10 protein-coding genes, 1 tRNA gene and 3 rRNA genes are annotated in these 15,665 nt (G+C 57.4%); 3 read left to right on the forward strand and 11 right to left on the reverse strand.

Annotated features, from left to right (window positions below):
- Window positions 1-48: 48 nt before the first annotated feature.
- The 4 genes from rrf to ABVR31_RS00020 all read right to left on the reverse strand — a co-directional run bounded on the left by rrf (window position 49) and on the right by ABVR31_RS00020 (window position 5,186).
- A 5S ribosomal RNA gene (rrf, locus tag ABVR31_RS00005) occupies window positions 49-164 on the reverse strand.
- A gap of 197 nt (window positions 165-361) precedes the next feature.
- Window positions 362-3,266: ribosomal RNA gene (locus ABVR31_RS00010) — 23S ribosomal RNA — on the reverse strand.
- A gap of 215 nt (window positions 3,267-3,481) precedes the next feature.
- Window positions 3,482-3,556, reverse strand: a tRNA-Glu gene (locus ABVR31_RS00015).
- 88 nt (window positions 3,557-3,644) lie between these two features.
- Window positions 3,645-5,186 (reverse strand): 16S ribosomal RNA (locus ABVR31_RS00020).
- The 16S, 23S and 5S rRNA genes sit together here with 1 tRNA gene alongside, the layout of an rRNA operon.
- 542 nt (window positions 5,187-5,728) lie before the next feature.
- Here ABVR31_RS00020 and mdtD point away from each other — a divergent pair.
- Window positions 5,729-7,132, forward strand: coding sequence for a multidrug transporter subunit MdtD (gene mdtD / locus ABVR31_RS00025; protein WP_021508168.1), 1,404 nt, complete (start codon window positions 5,729-5,731; stop codon window positions 7,130-7,132).
- Here mdtD and rbsR read toward each other — a convergent pair.
- The 7 genes from rbsR to ABVR31_RS00060 form a co-directional block, all read right to left on the reverse strand.
- On the reverse strand, window positions 7,129-8,121 hold the full coding sequence (rbsR, locus tag ABVR31_RS00030) for a ribose operon transcriptional repressor RbsR (protein ID WP_369597187.1): 993 nt from the start codon (window positions 8,119-8,121) through the stop codon (window positions 7,129-7,131). The genes mdtD and rbsR overlap by 4 nt on opposite strands.
- Window positions 8,122-8,125: 4 nt before the next feature.
- Window positions 8,126-9,055: a ribokinase gene (rbsK, locus tag ABVR31_RS00035; RefSeq protein WP_058770712.1), complete on the reverse strand. Its 930-nt coding sequence runs from the start codon at window positions 9,053-9,055 to the stop codon at window positions 8,126-8,128.
- Window positions 9,056-9,119: 64 nt separating this feature from the next.
- The gene (rbsB, locus tag ABVR31_RS00040; RefSeq protein WP_021508171.1) at window positions 9,120-9,995 is read right to left on the reverse strand and encodes a ribose ABC transporter substrate-binding protein RbsB; all 876 of its coding nucleotides are present in this window, start codon (window positions 9,993-9,995) and stop codon (window positions 9,120-9,122) included.
- Between the two features lie 27 nt (window positions 9,996-10,022).
- Window positions 10,023-10,994, reverse strand: a complete 972-nt coding sequence (gene rbsC, locus ABVR31_RS00045; protein ID WP_021508172.1) for a ribose ABC transporter permease — start codon at window positions 10,992-10,994, stop codon at window positions 10,023-10,025.
- A complete protein-coding gene (rbsA, locus tag ABVR31_RS00050) occupies window positions 10,991-12,499 on the reverse strand; it encodes a ribose ABC transporter ATP-binding protein RbsA (RefSeq protein ID WP_058758228.1) in 1,509 nt (502 codons plus the stop codon). Before rbsA ends, rbsC begins: the two co-directional genes overlap by 4 nt.
- A gap of 7 nt (window positions 12,500-12,506) precedes the next feature.
- Entirely contained in the window at window positions 12,507-12,926 is a 420-nt protein-coding gene (gene rbsD, locus ABVR31_RS00055; RefSeq protein WP_021313542.1) for a D-ribose pyranase, read from the reverse strand.
- Between the two features lie 172 nt (window positions 12,927-13,098).
- Entirely contained in the window at window positions 13,099-13,494 is a 396-nt protein-coding gene (locus ABVR31_RS00060; RefSeq protein WP_372771673.1) for a YgiW/YdeI family stress tolerance OB fold protein, read from the reverse strand.
- Window positions 13,495-13,664: 170 nt separating this feature from the next.
- Here ABVR31_RS00060 and qseB point away from each other — a divergent pair, with 170 nt between their 5' ends.
- Both qseB and qseC read left to right on the forward strand, forming a co-directional pair.
- Window positions 13,665-14,327 (forward strand): quorum sensing response regulator transcription factor QseB, encoded by a 663-nt coding sequence (gene qseB / locus ABVR31_RS00065; RefSeq protein WP_372771674.1) that lies wholly within the window; start codon window positions 13,665-13,667, stop codon window positions 14,325-14,327.
- Window positions 14,324-15,655 carry a quorum sensing histidine kinase QseC gene (gene qseC / locus ABVR31_RS00070; protein WP_372771675.1) on the forward strand — a complete coding sequence of 444 codons (1,332 nt, stop codon included), beginning with the start codon at window positions 14,324-14,326 and terminating at the stop codon, window positions 15,653-15,655. The genes qseB and qseC overlap by 4 nt, the downstream gene beginning before the upstream one ends.
- Window positions 15,656-15,665: the final 10 nt, after the last annotated feature.

Raw genomic sequence — 15,665 nt, forward strand, 5'->3', positions numbered from 1 at the left:
CGTAAAAAAGCCCCGGACTCTCGTCCGGGGCTTCTTCACGGGTTTGATGCCTGGCAGTTCCCTACTCTCGCATGGGGAGGCCCCACACTACCATCGGCGCTACGGCGTTTCACTTCTGAGTTCGGCATGGGGTCAGGTGGGACCACCGCGCTGTTGCCGCCAGGCAAATTCTGTTTTCGTCCGCGTCTTTCGCGCTCTGACTGCGTTACCCCGCTCGCGCCGCTCAGTCACATACTCGTGTATGCTCCTTCACGTCGTCTCGCGTGCCGCCTTGTCACAGCACAAAATCCACTGGACGTAATCCGGTGAACAAAGCTGAAAATTCTTTCGGTCTCTCAGACCAAAACGCCTCTGGCGTTGTAAGGTTAAGCCTCACGGGTCATTAGTACCGGTTAGCTCAACGCATCGCTGCGCTTACACACCCGGCCTATCAACGTCGTCGTCTTCAACGTCCCTTCAGGACCCTTAAAGGGTCAGGGAGAACTCATCTCGGGGCAAGTTTCGTGCTTAGATGCTTTCAGCACTTATCTCTTCCGCACTTAGCTACCGGGCAGTGCCATTGGCATGACAACCCGAACACCAGCGGTGCGTTCACTCCGGTCCTCTCGTACTAGGAGCAACCCCCCTCAATTCTCCAGCGCCCACGGCAGATAGGGACCGAACTGTCTCACGACGTTCTAAACCCAGCTCGCGTACCACTTTAAACGGCGAACAGCCGTACCCTTGGGACCTACTTCAGCCCCAGGATGTGATGAGCCGACATCGAGGTGCCAAACACCGCCGTCGATATGAACTCTTGGGCGGTATCAGCCTGTTATCCCCGGAGTACCTTTTATCCGTTGAGCGATGGCCCTTCCATTCAGAACCACCGGATCACTATGACCTGCTTTCGCACCTGCTCGAGCCGTCACTCTCGCAGTCAAGCTGGCTTATGCCATTGCACTAACCTCCTGATGTCCGACCAGGATTAGCCAACCTTCGTGCTCCTCCGTTACGCTTTGGGAGGAGACCGCCCCAGTCAAACTACCCACCAGACACTGTCCGCAGCCCGGATTACGGGCCTACGTTAGAACATCAAACATTAAAGGGTGGTATTTCAAGGTTGGCTCCACGCAGACTGGCGTCCGCGCTTCAAAGCCTCCCACCTATCCTACACATCAAGGCTCAATGTTCAGTGTCAAGCTATAGTAAAGGTTCACGGGGTCTTTCCGTCTTGCCGCGGGTACACTGCATCTTCACAGCGATTTCAATTTCACTGAGTCTCGGGTGGAGACAGCCTGGCCATCATTACGCCATTCGTGCAGGTCGGAACTTACCCGACAAGGAATTTCGCTACCTTAGGACCGTTATAGTTACGGCCGCCGTTTACCGGGGCTTCGATCAAGAGCTTCTCCTTGCGGATAACCCCATCAATTAACCTTCCGGCACCGGGCAGGCGTCACACCGTATACGTCCACTTTCGTGTTTGCACAGTGCTGTGTTTTTAATAAACAGTTGCAGCCAGCTGGTATCTTCGACTGGCCTCGGCTCCGGGAGCAAGTCCCTTCACCTACGCGCCAGCGTGCCTTCTCCCGAAGTTACGGCACCATTTTGCCTAGTTCCTTCACCCGAGTTCTCTCAAGCGCCTTGGTATTCTCTACCTGACCACCTGTGTCGGTTTGGGGTACGATTTCGTGTTACCTGGAGCTTAGAGGCTTTTCCTGGAAGCAGGGCATCAGTTACTTCACCGCCGTAGCGGCTCGTCATCGCGCCTCAGTGTTAAAGAAGACCGGATTTGCCTGGTCTTCACACCTGCACGCTTAAACCGGGACAACCGTCGCCCGGATAACCTAGCCTTCTCCGTCCCCCCTTCGCAGTAACACCAAGTACAGGAATATTAACCTGTTTCCCATCGACTACGCTTTTCAGCCTCGCCTTAGGGGTCGACTCACCCTGCCCCGATTAACGTTGGACAGGAACCCTTGGTCTTCCGGCGAGCGGGCTTTTCACCCGCTTTATCGTTACTTATGTCAGCATTCGCACTTCTGATACCTCCAGCATGCCTCACAGCACACCTTCAGCGGCTTACAGAACGCTCCCCTACCCAACAACACATAGTGTCGCTGCCGCAGCTTCGGTGCATGGTTTAGCCCCGTTACATCTTCCGCGCAGGCCGACTCGACCAGTGAGCTATTACGCTTTCTTTAAATGATGGCTGCTTCTAAGCCAACATCCTGGCTGTCTGTGCCTTCCCACATCGTTTCCCACTTAACCATGACTTTGGGACCTTAGCTGGCGGTCTGGGTTGTTTCCCTCTTCACGACGGACGTTAGCACCCGCCGTGTGTCTCCCGTGATAACATTCTCCGGTATTCGCAGTTTGCATCGGGTTGGTAAGCCGGGATGGCCCCCTAGCCGAAACAGTGCTCTACCCCCGGAGATGAGTTCACGAGGCGCTACCTAAATAGCTTTCGGGGAGAACCAGCTATCTCCCGGTTTGATTGGCCTTTCACCCCCAGCCACAAGTCATCCGCTAATTTTTCAACATTAGTCGGTTCGGTCCTCCAGTTAGTGTTACCCAACCTTCAACCTGCCCATGGCTAGATCACCGGGTTTCGGGTCTATACCCTGCAACTTAACGCCCAATTAAGACTCGGTTTCCCTTCGGCTCCCCTATGCGGTTAACCTTGCTACAGAATATAAGTCGCTGACCCATTATACAAAAGGTACGCAGTCACCTAACAAGTAGGCTCCCACTGCTTGTACGTACACGGTTTCAGGTTCTGTTTCACTCCCCTCGCCGGGGTTCTTTTCGCCTTTCCCTCACGGTACTGGTTCACTATCGGTCAGTCAGGAGTATTTAGCCTTGGAGGATGGTCCCCCCATGTTCAGACAGGATACCACGTGTCCCGCCCTACTCGTCGGACTCACAACTCATGCATCTTCGTGTACGGGGCTGTCACCCGGTATCGCGCGACTTTCCAGACGCTTCCACTGATGCACAAGCTGATTCAGGTCCTGGGCTGCTCCCCGTTCGCTCGCCGCTACTGGGGGAATCTCGGTTGATTTCTTTTCCTCGGGGTACTTAGATGTTTCAGTTCCCCCGGTTCGCCTCGTTAACCTATGTATTCAGTTAACGATGATGCACAGAGTGCACCGGGTTTCCCCATTCGGACATCGACGGCTGTAGCGGTTCATATCACCTTACCGTCGCTTTTCGCAGATTAGCACGTCCTTCATCGCCTCTGACTGCCAGGGCATCCACCGTGTACGCTTAGTCGCTTAACCTCACAACCCACAGGCGTTTTGCAACGCTGTCTGTTGTAAGCATTTGAGAGACCCGAACGCATCGTAAATTTCATTCTTATTACGGAGAATGAATACGACGCGTCGTTTCAAATTTTCAGCTTGTTCCGGATTGTTAAAGAGCAATATCTCAAACACGACGTTACCGTCAGTTTTGAGATATTCTGTGGAGACACCTTTCACCTGTCACCAAGCAGTGGCGTCCCCTAGGGGATTCGAACCCCTGTTGCCGCCGTGAAAGGGCGGAGTCCTAACCGCTAGACGAAGGGGACACAAAGTGTCACGACTTCGCAGCCGTCCTGCTCGTTACTTTTCTATCAGACAATCTGTGTGAGCACTTCGCGGGAAGGTATCTTCAGGTAAGGAGGTGATCCAACCGCAGGTTCCCCTACGGTTACCTTGTTACGACTTCACCCCAGTCATGAATCACAAAGTGGTAAGCGCCCTCCCGAAGGTTAAGCTACCTACTTCTTTTGCAACCCACTCCCATGGTGTGACGGGCGGTGTGTACAAGGCCCGGGAACGTATTCACCGTAGCATTCTGATCTACGATTACTAGCGATTCCGACTTCATGGAGTCGAGTTGCAGACTCCAATCCGGACTACGACGCACTTTATGAGGTCCGCTTGCTCTCGCGAGGTCGCTTCTCTTTGTATGCGCCATTGTAGCACGTGTGTAGCCCTGGCCGTAAGGGCCATGATGACTTGACGTCATCCCCACCTTCCTCCGGTTTATCACCGGCAGTCTCCTTTGAGTTCCCGGCCGAACCGCTGGCAACAAAGGATAAGGGTTGCGCTCGTTGCGGGACTTAACCCAACATTTCACAACACGAGCTGACGACAGCCATGCAGCACCTGTCTCAGAGTTCCCGAAGGCACCAAAGCATCTCTGCTAAGTTCTCTGGATGTCAAGGCCAGGTAAGGTTCTTCGCGTTGCATCGAATTAAACCACATGCTCCACCGCTTGTGCGGGCCCCCGTCAATTCATTTGAGTTTTAACCTTGCGGCCGTACTCCCCAGGCGGTCGACTTAACGCGTTAGCTCCGGAAGCCACGCCTCAAGGGCACAACCTCCAAGTCGACATCGTTTACGGCGTGGACTACCAGGGTATCTAATCCTGTTTGCTCCCCACGCTTTCGCACCTGAGCGTCAGTCTTCGTCCAGGGGGCCGCCTTCGCCACCGGTATTCCTCCAGATCTCTACGCATTTCACCGCTACACCTGGAATTCTACCCCCCTCTACGAGACTCAAGCCTGCCAGTTTCAAATGCAGTTCCCAGGTTAAGCCCGGGGATTTCACATCTGACTTAACAGACCGCCTGCGTGCGCTTTACGCCCAGTAATTCCGATTAACGCTTGCACCCTCCGTATTACCGCGGCTGCTGGCACGGAGTTAGCCGGTGCTTCTTCTGCGGGTAACGTCAATCGGCAAGGTTATTAACCTCACCGCCTTCCTCCCCGCTGAAAGTACTTTACAACCCGAAGGCCTTCTTCATACACGCGGCATGGCTGCATCAGGCTTGCGCCCATTGTGCAATATTCCCCACTGCTGCCTCCCGTAGGAGTCTGGACCGTGTCTCAGTTCCAGTGTGGCTGGTCATCCTCTCAGACCAGCTAGGGATCGTCGCCTAGGTGAGCCATTACCCCACCTACTAGCTAATCCCATCTGGGCACATCCGATGGTGTGAGGCCCGAAGGTCCCCCACTTTGGTCTTGCGACGTTATGCGGTATTAGCTACCGTTTCCAGTAGTTATCCCCCTCCATCGGGCAGTTTCCCAGACATTACTCACCCGTCCGCCACTCGCCACCCAAAGAGCAAGCTCTTCTGTGCTGCCGTTCGACTTGCATGTGTTAGGCCTGCCGCCAGCGTTCAATCTGAGCCATGATCAAACTCTTCAATTTAAAGTTTGATTTGCTGCAACGAGTGCAGCGATGCTCTGTGAATTAAACTTCGTAATGAATTACGTGTTCACTCAGCAAAGACTTGATATTTTTTACGTCCGGAGACGCTGATATCAATCCTGCGAGTGCCCACACAGATTGTCTGATAAATTGTTAAAGAGCGGTGCGACGCGGCGTTCGGCCTGCTGTCGCGAGGTGGCGTATATTACGCTTTCCTCCTTCAGAGTCAAACACTTTTTTCAGCGTTTTTCTCCGGCGGGGTGAATCGCTTCACGCCCTGCTGAGCCGCCTGCGTTGCCGCTTTGCCGTCTCAGTGGTGGCGCATTATAGGGAGTTAATCTGAAGTGACAAGCATTTCCTGAAAAAAATTGACCGAAAGCTACTTTTTTATACGAACGCGGTAAAAACAGACATTTCCCGTCTAATAATCAGGCAAATCAGCTCTCACAGCGGCACAAATCAGCGCCATCGTCGCAGCGACCGATGCTATCCTGTTTAACTTACGCTCTTTGCTGACCGATTTTCTTCAAGAAGGATTTTCAATGATTCGCTCCGCGCGCAGTATGGCCGGCCTGCCCTGGATCGCCGCCATGGCGTTTTTTATGCAGGCTCTCGACGCCACCATCCTGAATACCGCGCTTCCCGCCATTGCCACCAGCCTTGAACGTTCCCCACTCGCCATGCAGTCCGCCGTCATCAGTTATACGCTCACGGTCGCGATGTTGATTCCGGTCAGCGGCTGGCTGGCCGATCGCTTTGGCACGCGTAAGGTGTTTATTGTGGCGGTTTCCCTGTTCACGCTTGGCTCACTGGCCTGTGCGCTGTCCGGATCGCTGAGCATGCTGGTGGTTTCGCGCGTGGTGCAAGGCGTTGGCGGAGCAATGATGATGCCGGTAGCGCGTCTGGCGCTGCTGCGCGCCTATCCGCGCAGCGAACTGCTGCCGGTACTCAACTTTGTCACCATGCCCGGCCTGGTCGGACCGATTCTTGGCCCTATGCTCGGTGGTCTGCTGGTCACCTACGCCAGCTGGCACTGGATCTTCCTGATTAATATTCCTATCGGCATCGCCGGCATCTTCTATGCGCGCAAATATATGCCAGACTTCACCACGCCAAAACGCCGCTTCGATTTCGGCGGTTTTATGCTGTTTGGTTTTGGTCTGGTGCTGATCTCCATCGGTATTGAGCTGTTTGGCGAGCGTATCGTATCGCCGTGGCAGGCAGTGCTGGTGCTGGTCAGCGGCGTGGTATTGCTGCTGCTCTATATTATGCATGCGCGCCGCCATCCGGCTCCGCTGATTAGTCTGCCGATGTTTAAGACACGCACGTTCTCCGTCGGGATTATCGGTAATATTGCCGCGCGTCTCGGTACCGGCTGTATTCCGTTCCTAATGCCGCTGATGTTACAGGTAGGATTTGGCTATCCGGCGATCATCGCCGGCTGCATGATGGGGCCCACGGCGATTGGCTCGCTGCTGGCTAAATCCACCGTGACTCAGGTGCTGCGCCGCTTTGGCTATCGTAAAACGCTGGTGGGCATTACGGTTATCATCGGCGTGCTGGTCGCCAGCTTCGCGCTGCAGTCGCCGGACGGAAGCATCATCATGCTGCTGGTGGCGCTGTTTGTACTGGGCATGGCGATGTCGACCCAGTTTACCGCCATGAATACCATTACACTGGCGGATTTGAATGATGAGAACGCCAGCGGCGGCAATAGCGTGCTGGCGGTAACGCAGCAGGTGTCGATCAGTTTTGGCGTGGCGGTCAGCGCCGCCGTGCTGCGCTTTTACCAGGATTTTGAGAGCACCACGGTGCAGCAGTTCCACGCCACCTTCTTTACCATGGGCGTGATTACCGTGCTGTCGGCGCTGGCGTTTCTGATGTTACGGCCGGGGGATGGCCGTAACCTGATCGCCAACCGCGAGAAAACGCGTAAAAGCAGTTAAACCGAACCGCGCTCCACCAGCTCCGGCGTCAGCACCAGCGTTTGCTGGCTGGCGTCGGGATCGCTCATACGATGAATCAGCGTATCAATGGCCAGCTCGCCCAGCTCATCTTTCGGCTGATGAATGGTACTGAGCGGCGGCGTCAGATAGCGCGCCAGCTCAATGTTGTCATAGCCCATCACCGCCATATCCTGCGGCACGCGCAGTCCCGCCTGATACAGGGCGTGATAGACGCCTACCGCCATCGCATCGTTGCTGGTAAACACCGCCTGCGGTGGCGGATCGAGCGCCAGCAGCTGATTCATGGCGTTAAAACCGCCCTGAAATTCGAAATCGCCGTCCACCACATAGCCCGGCGGCACCGCCAGCCCACTGGCAGCCATCGCCTGATGAAAACCGTCCAGACGCAGGCGCGCCGGGGTTTTATCCAGCGGCCCGGCAATACAGGCGATGCGGGTGTAACCGCGATCAATCAGATACTGCGTAGCCAGTTCGCCGCCCAGCAGCGCGTTATCCTGAATAATATCGCCGCGCCCTTCAAACGGCGCCCAGTCCATCATCACCATCGGCACCGAAGGATAGCGATTAAGGATGTCGGCGGAGGGCAGATGGGTTTCCGTGCACATCATCAGCAGGCCATCCACGCGCTTCTGCATCAGCGTTTCAAGGCTGCGATTCATGCGCTCTTCATCGCCTTCGGTATTGCACAGAATCAGGCTGTAGCCGCGTTCATAGCAGCTGTTCTCTACACCGCGTACCACCTCCGAGTAGAACGGGTTGCTGCTGGCGGTCAGTAACATGCCAATGGTGCGTGTTTGCTTGATCTTCAGGCTGCGCGCCAGCGCCGACGGCGCGTAGTTTAATTCGCGAATCGCCTGTTCCACTCTGTCGCGCACCTGCTCGCTAACAAAACGGTTGTTGTTGATAACGTGCGAAACGGTGGAGGTGGAGACGCCCGCCAGACGGGCGACATCTTTCATGGTAGCCAAGCGCTTAACCCTGTTGCTGCAGGAATGCGTCAATCTCAGTGCGCCATGGCACTGAGGGCTGTGCGCCCGGGCGCGTCACGGCAATGGCTGCCGCCGCATGGGCAAAACGGACCGCATCCTGCATCGCCACGCCTTCCAGCCGCGCGGTAATGAAGGCCCCGTTGAAGGTATCACCGGCAGCAATGGTATCCACCGCCTGCACGCTGAAGCCGGGAATACGCTGTCCCTGGCCCTGCTCGCTGAGCCATACGCCGCGCCGGCCCAGCGTAATCAATACGGTATCAATGCCTTTGGCGTGCAGCGCCTGGGCTGCCCGCGCCGCGTCGTCGTCGTCGTTGACGGCGATGCCGGTGAGGATTTCCGCTTCGGTCTCATTCGGCGTAATAATGTCGATCAGCGCCAGCAACTCATCAGAGAGCTGGGTCGCCGGCGCCGGGTTGAGGATCACCTGAGTGTGACTGGCGCGCGCGATGCGGGCCGCGGCCAGCACGCTGTCCAGCGGCGACTCCAGCTGCATCAGCAGCGCATCGGCCGAACGAATTACCTGCTGGTGGCGCTCCACACAGGCTGGCGTCAGCGCCGCGTTCGCGCCTGAGTAGATGCCAATGTTATTTTCGCCTTCGCCATTCACGAAGATCATCGCCACGCCGGTGGCTTCTTGCGCCACGGTTTCCACCGGAGCGGTATCAATCTGGTCCTGCTGCAGCTGCTGGCGAATACGTTCGCCGATGTCATCTGCACCCACGCAGGCAATAAAAGCAATGTCAGCACCGGCCCGGCCAGCCGCGACGGCCTGGTTGGCCCCTTTACCGCCAAAGGCAACCTGATACTGTTTCCCGATCACCGTTTCACCCGGACGGGGAAAATGGGCGAGGTTGAGGATGTGGTCGGCGTTGATGCTGCCGAGTACCGCCAGTTTTGCGCTTTTGCTCATAGGGAGTTATCCAGGAAGTTGCGCCACCACGAGGGTGGCGCGTTGCCATGCTTTTCTTTGGGTTTTATTTAGTAACCAATTTCAGGTCAACCGGGTTGATCGCCTGCACTTTCTCGCCCTTCAGAACTTTATCTGCGGTATCGACGCCAATCATACCAATCTTGTCTGGCATCTGTGCAACGGTCGCGCTGAGTTTACCGGATTCTACCGCCTTCACGCCGTCCGCGGTGCCATCAAAGCCCACCACCAGCACGTCGGTTTTGCCTGCGGTCTGCAGCGCACGCAGCGCGCCCAGCGCCATTTCGTCGTTCTGGGCAAAGACTGCCTGCACGTCCGGATGCGCCTGCAGCAGGTTCTGCATCACGTTCAGGCCTTTAGTACGATCAAAATCGGCCGGCTGGCTGGCCAGCACGTTGAATTTGTGCGCGTCAGCGGCCTGCTTAAAGCCTTCGCCACGCTCGCGGGCAGCGGAGGTGCCGGCAATGCCCTGCAGCTCGATGATTTTCGCACCGTCGCCCAGTTTCTTCGCGATGAAATCGCCGGCCATTTTGCCGCCGAAGCGGTTATCAGACGCCACGTGGCTGACAACTTTACCCTGCGCCGCCATACGGTCCAGCGTAATCACCGGGATGTTTGCCTGGTTAGCCATTTTCACGGCGTTACCGACCGCGTCAGAATCCGTTGGGTTGATCAGCAGCAGTTTGGTGCCGCGCACGGTGAGATCCTGCACGTTTGCCAGCTCTTTTGCCGGGTTGTTCTGTGAGTCGAGCACCACCAGGTTATAGCCCAGCTTATCGGCTTCTTTCTGTGCGCCATCTTTCAGCGACACAAAGAACGGGTTATTGAGGGTTGAGACCACCAGCGCAATCGTATCCTTAGCCATCGCGCCAGCACTGAGGGTGGCGCCAAGGATGACGGCCAATGCAGTTAACTTTTTCATTTCTTTAATCCTGTGTGAAGGTCAGAGTTACTTACTGCTTTTGTTATCCACCAGCACCGCCAGCAGAATGACGACGGCTTTGACAATCATCTGGTAGTAAGACGATACGCCCATCAGGTTGAGGCCGTTATTGAGGAAGCCGAGAATCAGCGCACCGATCAGCGTGCCCATAATGCGCCCTTTACCGCCCGCGAGGCTGGTCCCACCCAGCACCACCGCAGCAATCGCATCCAGTTCATAACCGGTGCCCGCCGTCGGCTGCGCGGAAGAGAGACGCGCCACTTCGATGGTGCCCGCCAGCGCCGCCAGCAGGCCGCACAGCGAATAGACGATGACTTTAACGCGGTTAACGTTGATGCCGGACAGGCGCGTAGCCGCTTCGTTACCGCCCAGCGCATAGATATAGCGGCCGAGGCGGGTGTGATGCAGCATGTACCACGCCAGCGCGAACACCACCGCCATCAGCCATACCGGCGTCGGAATGCCCAGCGGACGGCCAATGCCGAACCAGCCAAACAGATCGGCGTTATCGCTGAAGCCGGTGTTGATCGGACTGCCGTTGGTGTAAACCATGGTGACGCCGCGCAGCAGCAGCATCATCACCAGCGTAGCGATAAACGCCTGCACCTTGCCGCGCGCCACAATCACGCCGGTAATGGCACCAATAAAAGCACCGAGCGCCAGCGATGCCGCCACGGCCACCAGCGCATTAACTTCCAGCCCGACAATTGATGCCGCTACCGCGCCGGTCAGCGCCAGCAGCGAGCCGACCGAAAGGTCGATGCCTGAGGTCAGAATCACCAGCGTCATGCCCACCGCCATGATGGCGTTGACCGACGTCTGCTGCAGGATGTTGAACATGTTGGGCAGCGTGAAGAAGTTCGGGCTCTGGCTGGCGACCACGGCGATCAGCACAATCAGTGCGATCAGCGATTTCTGCTCCAGCAGCCAGGCTTTGCTGAACCAGCGACGGCTGGCAGGTAAGGTTTGGGTACTCATACAACTAACTCCTCGCTGTGTTGCTTACCGACCGCCGCTGCCATCAGGGATTCCTGGGTAGCCTGCTCACGGGAAAATTCGCCACTCAGATGGCCTTCATGCATCACCAGAATGCGGTCGCTCATGCCCAGCACTTCCGGCATTTCCGACGACACCAGGATGATGCTCAGCCCTTCGGCTTTAAACTGGTTAATTAACTGATAGATCTCTTTTTTCGCCCCGACATCGACGCCGCGCGTCGGCTCGTCGAGGATTAGCACATCCGGGCGCGTCATCAGGCCACGCGCAATCGCCACTTTTTGCTGATTACCGCCAGACAGCAGACCGATCGGCTGCATCATTGACGGCGTTTTCACATTGAACAGGCGGATAAAATCGCCCACCGCCAGCTGCTCTTCGGCGTGCTTCAGGCCGCCATCGGCGCGGCTGAAGTAGCGCAGCGCGGTCAGCGACATGTTCTCTTTGACCGACATACCGAGCACCAGTCCGTCACGCTTACGGTCTTCCGAGATATAGACGATGCCGTTGGCCAGGCCGTCCTGCGGCGAGCGGGTGACAATCTCGCGGCCGTTGAGCGTCACTTTGCCGTGCGTACGCGGCAGCGCGCCGTACAGCACCTTCATTAATTCGGTGCGGCCCGCGCCCATCAGACCGGAGATGCCCAGAATTTCGCCCTTACGCAGGGTAAAGCTGACATCTTCTACGCCCGGTCCGCTAACGTGCTCGACCCGCAGCCGCACCTCGCCCGGTGTCTGATCGAGATGCGGATACTGATCCTCAAGCTTGCGGCCGACCATCATTTCGATCAGGCCCTCTTCGCTGAGATCGCCTACCGCGCGCTCGGCAATAAACTGGCCGTCACGGAACACGGTGACGTCATCGCAAATCTCAAAGATCTCTTTCATGCGGTGGGAGATATAAACAATGCCGCAGCCCTGCGCTTTCAGCTCATTGATGACGCGGAACAGCGACAGGGTTTCGGTATCGGTCAGCGCGTCGGTCGGTTCATCCATAATGATGACCTGCGACTCGAAGCTGAGCACTTTGGCGATCTCCACCATTTGCTGGTCGCCAATCGACAGATCACCCACCAGCTTGTGGCTGCTGAAGCGCAGATTGAGGCGCTTTAACAGCGCATCCGCCGCGGCATACATCTGTTTCCAGTCGATGCGGCCAAAGCGGTTAACGAATTCACGGCCGAGGAAAATATTCTCCGCAACGGTCAGCTGCGGGATCAGGTTCAGCTCCTGATGGATGATGCCGATGCCGGCTTCCTGAGACGCTTTCGGCCCGGAGAACGTCACTTCTTTGCCCAGCCAGTGCAGCGAACCGGCGTCCATGCTGTAGATGCCGGTCAGCACCTTCATCATGGTGGATTTGCCCGCGCCGTTCTCTCCCACTAACGCCATCACGCGCCCGGGATAAACCGCCAGCGACGCGCCGTTGAGCGCCTTCACGCCGGGAAATGATTTTTCAATTCCCCTGAGTTGCAATAACGGTTGCATAGCGGCCTCAGAAAGTGACGCCCGCGCTCAGGATGACATTCGCATACGGAGAGCACTCTCCGCTGCGAATGACCGCCTGACTGCGCTGAGTGTGTTGTTTGAACTGTTCATGGCTGGTGTAACGAACGCTAATGACATTCCCCTGGTGCTGTTGCAAGGCTTCGAGCACGGCGATCAGCTGGCTGTGGAGTTGCGGATTGTGTTGTTGGATCTCTTCCGCTATCAGGGCGCTCTCAACCTGCATCTCCTGCGTGATGACCTCCACCACCTGTAAAAAATCGGGCGTACCGGGCGTAAGCGCCAGATCGATGCGCTGTGGACCGGCCGGGATCGGCAAGCCCGCATCGGCAATCGTCAGCGTATCGGTATGCCCGAGGCGGGCAATCACATGAGAGACTTCAGCGTTTAACAGGCGACCTTTTTTCATTTATTCCACTCCACAGCGAAACGTTTCGCTGTCAGGCAGTGTATTAAATGTACATGGCAACTCAATGACGGCATCACGGAAATGTGATCGCCATCGAAACGTTTCGCCTGGGCCGGGGAAAATTTGAGTTTGGCGGGATGGCGGAGCCCGCGACGTGGCTCCGCAGGGGAGGTTAAGGCAGTTTACGCACCTGTTTAACGTCCAGTTCAATCGAATTGAAATCCTTATCCAGTTCGCCGGTCAGCTCGACCTGATCCTTCGGCGTAATGGTCTGGCCGTTCCAGCGTTTGTGGTCGATCTCCACTTTCATACTGCCGCTGCTGTCGCGGAACAGATAATCTTCATCGCCGATCTGCTTATCAAGCTGGCCGCGCACGGTGATCCAGCTGTCATCCTTCATCTCTTCGGCCTGTTTTACCGTCACCACACTGCTGTTATCGGCCTTAAAACCGCCGGCTTTAGCCTGAACGGCTGGCGCGTTAGGGTCGACAAAGCCACCCTGCTGGGCGGCTAACACCGGGGTTGCCGCCAGGGCGATAATGGCGAACAGCGCTGCACTTTTTTTCATTTTTCACCTCATTTCCATGTCTGTGCGGATTACGGGAGCTATTTCACCACAGGGTTCTTAACAGGATCTTAAGGGAAAAAAAGAGGAGAAAAATAAGCCAACACAGGCGAATGACGCTGTACAAGCGCGCATCTGCTTCGTATAAACCCCCAGATAACCGGGAGAAACGCATGCGCATTTTATTAATTGAAGACGATACGCTGATTGGCGATGGCCTGAAGGTCGGCCTGACCAAACTGGGTTTCAGCGTCGACTGGTTTGTCAGCGGCGAAGCCGGATTTCAGGCGCTCAACGCGGCGCCATGGGATGCCGTGGTGCTAGATCTGTCGCTGCCGCAACGTGACGGGCTGGACATCCTGCGCCAGTGGCGTGAGCAGGGCGCGGATGTCCCGGTGCTGATCCTCACCGCACGCGATGCGCTGGACGAGCGCGTGCAGGGCCTGCAACTCGGTGCCGACGACTATCTGTGCAAGCCATTTGCGCTGACGGAGGTGGCCGCGCGTCTGCAGGCGCTGATTCGTCGCCGTCACGGTCAGCTGCAGCCAGAGCTGCGTCACGGTAGGCTGGTGATGGCTCCCGGCAGCCACAGCGTGACGTTGGATGGCGAACCGCTCAGCCTGAAAAGCCGTGAGCTGGCGCTGCTGGAGCTGTTCCTGCGCAATCCCGGTCGCGTGCTGACGCGCGCGCAGCTGGAGGAGAAACTGTACAGCTGGGACGACGACGTCTCCAGTAACGCGGTCGAAGTGCACATCCACCATCTGCGTAAAAAGCTTGGCAGTCAGTTCATCCGCACCGTGCACGGCATTGGTTACACGCTGGGAGCGGCAGAATGAGTCTGTTCCTGCGACTGGCCATCGGCTTTCTGCTGTTAATAATTCTGTGTGGTGCCAGCGCCACCTTTAGCGCATGGCAGCAGACGCGCGACACCGTTAATGAGCTGTTTGATACCCAGCAGATGCTGTTCGCCAAACGCCTGCTGGCGCTGGATGCCAGTCGCCTGCAGGCCGCCTCGCTGCCAAAAACCAAAGCGATTTTGCGCCACCATCGCGGCGATCAGGATGACGACGCGCTGGCCTTTGCGCTGTTCAGCGCCGACGGCAAACCGCTGCTGAACGACGGCGAAAACGGCCGCGATTTGCTGTTTACAGCGGATCGTGACGGCTTCCACGATGGTCGCCTGCGTGGCGATGACGATCGCTGGCGGCTGCTGTGGCTGACGTCAGCCGATAAGCAGTGGCGCGTGGTGGTCGGACAGGAGTGGGAATATCGTGATGATATGACGCGCGATCTGGCACTGAGCAGCCTGCTGCCGTGGCTGGTGGCCATGCCGCTGATGCTGCTGTTGCTGCTGGCGCTGGTGTGGTTTGAGCTGCGTCCGCTGAAACGCCTGACTGCATCGCTGCAGCAACGCGCGCCGGATGATGCCACCCCGCTGACGCCGCAACGCCTGCCGCTGGAGGTGAAGCCGCTGGTGGCGGCGCTGAATGGCCTGTTTGCCCGCATGGCACAGCTGGTCCAGCGCGAGCGACGGTTTACCTCCGATGCGGCGCACGAGCTGCGCAGCCCGCTGGCGGCGCTGCGCGTACAGAGCGAGGTGATTCAGCTGGCCGGCGATGACGAGGCGATGCGTAACCATGCGCTGCAGCAGCTCGATAGCGGCATCCTGCGCGCCACGCGGCTGGTCGATCAGCTGCTGACGCTGTCGCGCGTCGAAGCAGACGATCTGCGCAGCGAATTTCAGCCGGTCCCCCTCGCGCCGTTGCTGCACCAGCTGGTGACCGAACATCAGGCACAGGCGGCAGCGCAGCACACCAGGCTGACGCTGACGTCTGACGCGGAACCGGTGATGAACGGTCATCCACTGCTGCTGGGTTTACTGCTGCGCAATCTGCTGGATAACGCGCTGCGCTACACGCCGTCCGGCAGTGAGATTCAGCTGCAGCTCAGCGCGCGCAGGCTGGAGGTGGTGGATAACGGACCGGGCGTCAGCGCAGAGCAGCTGGCGCGGCTGGGTGAACGCTTCTGGCGACCGCCGGGGCAGGCGCAAACCGGCAGCGGGCTTGGCTTGTCGATTGTGAAAAATGTGGCTCAGCTGCACGGCATCCGGCTGACCTTCAGCGCGGTGCAGCCGCAGGGGCTGCGCGTCACCCTCAGCTGGTGACGCGCGATGC

Source organism: Pantoea sp. WEP, assembly GCF_041678305.1.
Classification (GTDB): domain Bacteria; phylum Pseudomonadota; class Gammaproteobacteria; order Enterobacterales; family Enterobacteriaceae; genus Pantoea; species Pantoea dispersa.

Coding starts and splice junctions, on each gene's coding strand:
- rbsD (WP_021313542.1), bottom strand. CDS start 12,926: ATGAAAAAAGGTCGCCTGTTAAACGCTGAAGTCTCTCATGTGATTGCC.
- rbsK (WP_058770712.1), bottom strand. CDS start 9,055: ATGAGCAAAAGCGCAAAACTGGCGGTACTCGGCAGCATCAACGCCGAC.
- qseC (WP_372771675.1), top strand. CDS start 14,324: ATGAGTCTGTTCCTGCGACTGGCCATCGGCTTTCTGCTGTTAATAATT.
- mdtD (WP_021508168.1), top strand. CDS start 5,729: ATGATTCGCTCCGCGCGCAGTATGGCCGGCCTGCCCTGGATCGCCGCC.
- ABVR31_RS00060 (WP_372771673.1), bottom strand. CDS start 13,494: ATGAAAAAAAGTGCAGCGCTGTTCGCCATTATCGCCCTGGCGGCAACC.
- rbsC (WP_021508172.1), bottom strand. CDS start 10,994: ATGAGTACCCAAACCTTACCTGCCAGCCGTCGCTGGTTCAGCAAAGCC.
- qseB (WP_372771674.1), top strand. CDS start 13,665: ATGCGCATTTTATTAATTGAAGACGATACGCTGATTGGCGATGGCCTG.
- rbsB (WP_021508171.1), bottom strand. CDS start 9,995: ATGAAAAAGTTAACTGCATTGGCCGTCATCCTTGGCGCCACCCTCAGT.
- rbsA (WP_058758228.1), bottom strand. CDS start 12,499: ATGCAACCGTTATTGCAACTCAGGGGAATTGAAAAATCATTTCCCGGC.